5 protein-coding genes and 1 pseudogene are annotated in these 7,466 nt (G+C 36.6%); 2 read left to right on the top strand and 4 right to left on the bottom strand.

What is annotated here, in order from left to right; translation table 11 throughout:
* Positions 1-1,198, top strand: a 1,198-nt coding sequence (eam, locus tag ABZA26_RS04025; RefSeq protein WP_372713231.1) for a glutamate 2,3-aminomutase, incomplete at its 5' end; no start/stop codon positions are given.
* A gap of 33 nt (positions 1,199-1,231) precedes the next feature.
* Here the strand turns inward: eam and ABZA26_RS04020 are convergent.
* The 4 genes from ABZA26_RS04020 to ABZA26_RS04005 all read right to left on the bottom strand — a co-directional run bounded on the left by ABZA26_RS04020 (position 1,232) and on the right by ABZA26_RS04005 (position 6,179).
* Positions 1,232-1,528 carry a cysteine-rich small domain-containing protein gene (locus tag ABZA26_RS04020; protein WP_372713230.1) on the bottom strand — a complete coding sequence of 99 codons (297 nt, stop codon included), beginning with the start codon at positions 1,526-1,528 and terminating at the stop codon, positions 1,232-1,234.
* A 182-nt stretch (positions 1,529-1,710) separates the two neighbouring features.
* Positions 1,711-2,424 carry a DNA/RNA nuclease SfsA gene (sfsA, locus tag ABZA26_RS04015; RefSeq protein ID WP_372713229.1) on the bottom strand — a complete coding sequence of 238 codons (714 nt, stop codon included), beginning with the start codon at positions 2,422-2,424 and terminating at the stop codon, positions 1,711-1,713.
* A gap of 539 nt (positions 2,425-2,963) precedes the next feature.
* Positions 2,964-4,208: a serine hydroxymethyltransferase gene (gene glyA / locus ABZA26_RS04010; protein WP_372713228.1), complete on the bottom strand. Its 1,245-nt coding sequence runs from the start codon at positions 4,206-4,208 to the stop codon at positions 2,964-2,966.
* Positions 4,209-4,271: 63 nt separating this feature from the next.
* A complete protein-coding gene (locus ABZA26_RS04005; protein WP_372713227.1) occupies positions 4,272-6,179 on the bottom strand; it encodes an amino acid permease in 1,908 nt (635 codons plus the stop codon).
* Positions 6,180-6,495: 316 nt separating this feature from the next.
* Here ABZA26_RS04005 and ABZA26_RS04000 point away from each other — a divergent pair.
* Positions 6,496-7,466, top strand: a pseudogene (locus tag ABZA26_RS04000) (hypothetical protein); the annotation flags it as partial.

Here is a 7,466-nt window from a genome sequence, read left to right as displayed (position 1 = left end):
GGATTATCTTGTTGCAAGAGAGTCAATTCCCACAGGTTTTTCAGATAAAGTACAGGCTCAATATAAAAAATCAAAAGATATTCTAATGAAGCATTTCGGAGCTTCTGAAGAACAGTGGAATGATTATAAATGGCAGCTTATAAATAGAATAAGTGATGTTGAGACACTGAGCCTCATTGTCAATCTCACTGAAAAAGAAAAAAAAGAAATCGCAAATGTCGGAGAAACTTACAGATGGGCAATTTCACCATACTATGCAGCCCTTATAGATCCGGACAATAAATATGATTCAGTAAGACTTCTTTCTGTGCCTACCGGTTCAGAAGCAGCCCATCCAGAAGGAGAAGCAGACCCCATGGGTGAAGAGTTTACAAATCCTGCAGGAAGTATCACAAGGAGATACCCTGACAGACTTATTATAAACACCACCAACGAATGTGCAATGTACTGCAGACACTGCCAGAGAAGAAGGAATATAGGGGAAAATGATACACATCAGAGTGATGCAGTCATCATGGAATCTATTGATTACATAAGAAACAACTCTGAAATAAGAGATGTGCTACTCACAGGAGGAGACGTTTTATGTCTTTCAGACAACAGACTGGAGTGGATACTGAAAGAGCTGAAAAGCATCCCTCATGTAGACTACATCAGAATAGGAACAAGAACGTTAGTTACAATGCCTCAGAGGGTGACCGACGAACTGGTTGATATGCTCAAGAAATATCACCCGATATATCTGAACACACATATTAATCATCCAAAAGAGATAACTCCTGAAGTTAAAGAGGCCTGTGACAAACTTGCAAACGGAGGTATTTCTCTGGGAAATCAAGCCGTTCTGCTAAACGGGATCAATAACGATAAATATGTCATGAGATTATTGAATCATGAGATGCTTAAAGTTAGAGTAAGACCTTATTATATCTTCCATGCAAAACATGTAAAGGGAACTCTTCACTTCAATACATCTGTAGATGATGGTATTGAGATTATGGAATACCTCAGAGGATATACCTCTGGAATGGCTATCCCTACGTATATAATAAATGCTCCTAAAGGACAGGGGAAGACGCCTATTATGCCTCAGTACCTGCTGTCCAGAGGAAAAAATTCTGTCAAGATAAGAACATGGGAAGGAGTGGTTATCGATTATGAAAACCATCCTACTGTGAGTATAAAAGAATATATATAAAAAAATGGAGGCTTTTATCTAGCCTCCATTTTTTTATTTTCTTTTCTTTTGTAAATATTCATCTTTTACTATATCTATAACTGTCATCATCTTCTCTTGAACATGGTCATAGCCCACATCTTTTATGTGAGGAAGGACACATTTAGAACAGTCTTTTATCCCGTGCTCGGTGTATTTAAAGTTTCCTCCGCAATCTTCACCCATCATATACAAAGGACAGTAGCAGAAAAGACAGTTGAACTTCTCTTTATCCTCCATCTCATGACACGGAAAATACTCGCAATTAGTGTTCTGGACAAACTTGTAATTAAAACTACCTTTAATAAACATCTAAATACCTCCAATTTATATATTGCTTTCACAATAGATATTACTCTCATCACGTGTCAAAATCAAGAAAAAAATCCAATATTGACTTGTTAGCATGTTGCTGTTTCCATTTAAATTCAGATAAAAATCAAAAAATAAAATCTGAAAAATTTCAGTTAAATAAGCATCTTTGATTCAAATACTCACTTGAAACCTTTATCCCCTACAGGCAGCAGACCTTTATAGTTTATATCTCCGTCCTTCAGTTCCAGCTGGACAGGATAGATTTCAACCCCCTTCTCTTTTGCCTCATAAAAAAGCTCTGAAAACAAAGGGTCTGTCTCCCATTTCGGCCTGAAATACTCTGAATCTCTGAAAACAAGAAGAAGAACTGCAGCTCTTTCTCCTTTTTCCAGTATTTCCATTAACTCTTTAAGATGTTTTTGAGCCCTGGTGCTCGGTGCATCTGGAAACATAGCTACTTTGTTTATTGAGAGAGACGCCCCCTTCACCTCTACCCATATATTTTCATCGCCTTTAGTCAGCATATAGTCTATTCTGCTGCCTCCGTACTTCACCTCTGCCTTGATATTGTCCAAATCTCCAAAGGGTGAAATTTCCGGGTCACGAAGGATACTTTCTGATATATAACGGTGATATGCAGAGTTTATCAATATCTCCTCTCCGTCTTCACTGAGGGCACTTATCATATCCCACCGGGTTTTTCTATTGGGGTTTGATGCACTCTTTATGTTAACTTTGTTTCCCTTGAAAAGCAGTTCCTTTATCCTTCCTGAGTCATGCACATGAACTGTTTCCACTGAGCCGTTGTCTAGCTCTACTTCAGCTATAAATCTATTTGGCCTCTCTAAAAAAATTCCTTTTTGGTCACATTTTATCTCATAAACCTTTTTCATATTTACACATCCCTTTTTTAAAAAATAAATTTTGATTTGGAAATAACTGAAACCGTCCAGTTTTATAAATTTATCTGTATATCATATTATCATTTTTGCCATCTAATTAAAATAACACGATAAATTTAATATTAATCTTTTGATTTTGAGACTCAAAAAAAATAAGACCAGGCGGGCAACCTGGTCTTAAGTGGGTGTAGTAGATTGTTGTTTACGAGATTCTGCACGTCTTACAGACAGATCTCTGCGATAATTAAAAGAAGCTTTCACTTCCCTTACTATGAGTATAATTTCACTTGCTATAATTGTCAACACTTAAAATTAAATTTTCATACACATATTCCCCATACAACTATACTCTTTAAGCATATTTCATTGAAATTACAACTGTGCCTGGAATTTTAATCATTTGGAAATTTAGTTCTTTTTTTCTCATTATCCGATAAAAACAAGTCTTATTCTTCTACATCATTAAGAAACATAAGTTTTTAATTAAAAAATCAAAAAAAAAGGCTGTCATAAGACAGCCTTAATAGATGTTATCTATAAAGAGGAAAATCTTTACAAAATTCTTTTATTTCTTCCCCTACTTTTTTTATTTCACTGTCGTCTTCGATATTATCTACAACTCTCAATATAAATGAAGCAACTGCCTTCATCTCCTCTTCCTTCATACCTCTTGTAGTAAGAGCCGGAGTTCCTATCCTGATTCCGCTTGTGATCATTGGTTTCTGAGTATCATAAGGAATCCCGTTTTTATTTACAGTTATATGAGCCTTCCCTAGACCCTCTTCCACTGCCTTACCAGTAAGCCCCTTAGGCGTAAGATCCACCAGCATCATATGGTTGTCTGTACCTCCGCTGACGATTCTGAGACCTCCTTTTTGGAGTTCCTCTGCCAGTACTTTGGCATTCTTCACTACCTGAGCCTGATAAACTTTAAATTCAGGTTGTAGTGCTTCTTTGAAAGCAACTGCCTTAGCTGCTATTACATGCATAAGGGGTCCGCCCTGAATTCCAGGGAATATTGTTTTATTTATTTTTTTGGCTATATCCTCGTCATTAGTAAGAATCATTCCCCCACGAGGTCCTCTCAGCGTCTTGTGAGTGGTCGTCGTCACTACGTGGGCATGCTCTACAGGATTTGGATGCTCTCCTGCCACTATAAGACCTGCTATGTGAGCCATATCAACCATTAGATAAGCTCCCACTTCGTCAGCTATCTCTCTGAATTTCTTAAAGTCAATTATTCTCGGATATGCACTGGCTCCTGCTATTATTATTTTTGGTTTAGCTTCAAGAGCTACTTTTCTTACTTCTTCATAGTCTATTAGCTCATCATCTTTTCTCACACTGTAAGAAACTACTTTATAGTCTTTTCCTGAAAAGTTTACATGCATTCCGTGAGTAAGATGCCCTCCGTGATCTAGCTTCATCCCGAGGATTGTATCTCCGATATTTATAAGACCTTTGTATACAGCCATATTAGCCTGTGACCCCGAATGTGCCTGAACATTTACATATTCTGCACCGAATAATTTTTTTGCTCTTTCAATAGCCAGCTTTTCTGCCACATCCACAAACTGACATCCACCGTAATATCTCTTGTCAGGGTACCCTTCAGCATACTTATTTGTAAGTACACTCCCTGCAGCTTCCATCACAGCTTTGGATACAAAGTTTTCAGAAGCTATAAGCTCTAGACCATACTCCTGTCTGTCCTCTTCTTTCAGTACAACGTCGTAAATTTCTGGATCGATATTTTTAAGGTTACTCAAATTCATCCCATTCCCCCTTTATCAAGATGTTTCTATCTTAATAATCTCTGATTAAAAAGTCAATATTTTTTAAAATTTATGGTGTATCCTCTTTCTTTTACTTAATAAAATCATATCCCTCAGATAGTTTTCGTTTTTGGCATTCATCCATTTTATCTCATAACTATCCTCACTTGCCAGTGACGCTATAGATGCCAGGGTTCTCAGATGAGTCTTTCTCAGCGTAGGACTGCTTATAAATAAAAATACAGCTTTCACAGACTGCCTTTTTTCATTGAACCTTATCCCTTCACGACACCTTATTACCATGAGGTAAAAAAGATCTTGCTCATCTACCACGATATGAGGTATGGCAGTAAAATCAGTCACTGCAGTACTAGACTCCCTCTCTCTGTCGTTGAAAAGATCTATGAGCTCACGCTCTGTTTTCTGCACTACGCTAGTCAGGTGCTCGGCCTCTATAACAAAAAGTTCATCCAGGGTAACAGGCCCCTCAAGATCCAGAATCTTGGCATTTTTTATGAGCCTGTCAAACTCGTCTAGCTCCACCTCATCCCTCTCCTGTATTATATCTCTCAGTTCCTCTTCAAGGGCGTGCTTCAGTCCCAAATTCTCAGTTATTCTGAGAAGAAGATGAAGAAGTGCATACTCCTGTGATGTTCTTTTTTTACCGTACAGAAAATAGATTAGTATGCTTATGATTATAAGCAAAAAATTTATTTTAAGGACCTTCCAGCCCAAGCTCAGCATAAAATAATTAAATATTATTATACAGCTTATCTGAAGCCACGGGTATAGGGGTGCCTTAAATATGGGCTTGTAATTTTTGACGTTGCTCTCACGGAGTATTATCACACACAGGCTTGCGAGTATATAGGCCAAAAGTATCACTGCTGATGCTGTCTTGGCCAATAACTCTAATGGCAGCATAAGAGAAAGCATTATAAATGTCCCTGTAAAAAGTATGGATATAACAGGGGTTTTAAACCTGATGTTCACCGTACTCATTACCGGAGGGACGAGTCCATCTCTGGAAAGAGCCATGGGATATCGTGAAGCCGCCATTATACCGGCATTTGCAGTTGTAAAAAAAGCTAAAAGAGCTGCAAAATTTATAAGATAATAACCCCATGTTCCAAAAATCCTTTTACCTGTTTCAGATATGGGAGATAATGAACCTGCCAGTGCCCCGCCGTCAATATTACCAACTGTTACAGCAAGCATGAGGACGTAGAGTACGGTGATGGTCATTATAGAGGCTATCATCCCCTTTGTTATATTGTTACCTGCATCCTTGACCTCTTCTGCCACAGTTGTTGCGTTCAAAAGGCCTCCGAAGGATATAAATATAAGAGAGGTTGTTCCAACAATTCGGTATATCCCTGCATTTTGAAACATCGGAAATACTTCTTTTATTTTACCATTTTCAAAAGAAGCTATAAAGGGAGTATATCTTGAAAAATCCATGGACCTCGACCCTGTAATTATATATATTATCATTACGCTTATTAATATCACCACCAGTGTAACTTCAAACCTGGCGGCTATATCTACCCCTATTATATTTAGTATCATGAAAAAAAGCGTAATCACTATGGATATAAAAAACATATCATTTGCTGTCACAGAACCGTAAAAGATCCCGTCTATGAAACTGGATATACCCATGATGGCAAAGGCACTTTTGAGGGACAGAGCAAACCAGCTGAGAACTCCGGATATGGTTCCCACCAAAGGTCCCAAGGTTCTCATAACAAAAAAATAGTCCCCTCCTGCCTTTGGCATGGCAGTAGCCAGTTCTATTACGTTTAGTATTCCTGAAAGGGCAAGGATTCCTCCTAAAAAATAGGAAAATATTATACTCGGACCAGATTTTTCAAAGGCTATTCCCGGCAGAATAAATATACCAGAACTGATCATAGCCCCGCTAGCTATACTAAAAACTTCCCAAAATCCCAATTCCTTTTTTAAGTTCATTAAACTCACCCCGTTAGACAATTATTTCTCCAATTCTGTTTTATTTCCTACAAAACTCCTGGAATATTTTTTCTCCGGAAGTACCGGTCTGCATAATCACAGATATTTTTTTAATTTTATATACTTTTTAGAAAATTTAAGATTATAATTAAATCAGAGTTTTTATGAATATTTTACTGATTTTAAAAGTTTTGTCACTTTTTCAAGTTAAAAAAGCTGGAAGCACGATAAACTTATTTACTTTTAATTTTTTAAGTATCAGCTTAATTCAGATACAATAAAAACAACCAAATTTCAATTGAAAAGGAGTTTTTTTATGAGTCAATCCCAAAACAGACATATCAAGTTAAAATACTTCCTCTATATTTTTTCTCCATTTTTTATCCTAACTCTTATTTTTTTTATGGTCATGAGAATGTCCGGTATAAAAAATGAACTGGATCAAATCAAAATTTCTGAAAAAATATCTACAGAATCCATGCACGACATTATACTAAACGATCTTTCAGGAGTAACTTCAGACCTTTTATACCTCTCACAAAGCTCCTATCTACATAGCAGCTTAGAAAATCCCACAGCTGATTTTGGTGAGGCTGCTGATGAGTATCTGAAGTTTATAAAATATAAAAAAATCTATGACCAGATACGTTATATCGATGAAACAGGCATGGAAATAATCAGAGTAAATTACAGAGATGGATACCCTGTTATTGTTGAAAAAGACGACCTTCAAAATAAAAAAGACCGGTACTATTTTACGAATACTATGAAGTTAAACAAAGGCGAGATTTTCATGTCGTATTTCGATCTCAATATTGAGAATAAAAGTATAGAGGTTCCCTATAAGCCCATTCTTAGATTTGCAACTCCGGTCTTTGACGAAACTGGTAAAAATAAAGGGTTAGTTATCGTAAACTACCTCGGTAAAAATATTCTGGATGACATTAAAAATAGCTCTGACCCTGAAAAAGGAAAATCTTATTTTATAACAAACAACAGCTCATATTACCTGATGCATGAAGACACAGAAAAAGAGTGGGGTTTTATGTTTGACGAAAAAAAATCCGTCAACTTGAAAAATGAACACCCTGAATTATGGAATGGAATAGAGAAAAATATAATCGGACAGCTCCTTATTGATAATACCCTGTATACCTATATAAAAATAGACCCTACAGAGGATGAGTATGTTTTATCTTCTGTGGCTAAGAGAAAAAACAATAAAAAAGGAATCTCTTCAAAATACCGTTGGATAATCATCTCCTCTATATCTGAAGATTACATACT

This window comes from Ilyobacter sp., from assembly GCF_041583315.1.
Taxonomy (GTDB): Bacteria; Fusobacteriota; Fusobacteriia; order Fusobacteriales; family Fusobacteriaceae; genus Ilyobacter.
The sequence above is the reverse complement of the archived record's forward strand: the minus strand, read 5'-3'. Positions and strand labels throughout refer to the sequence as shown.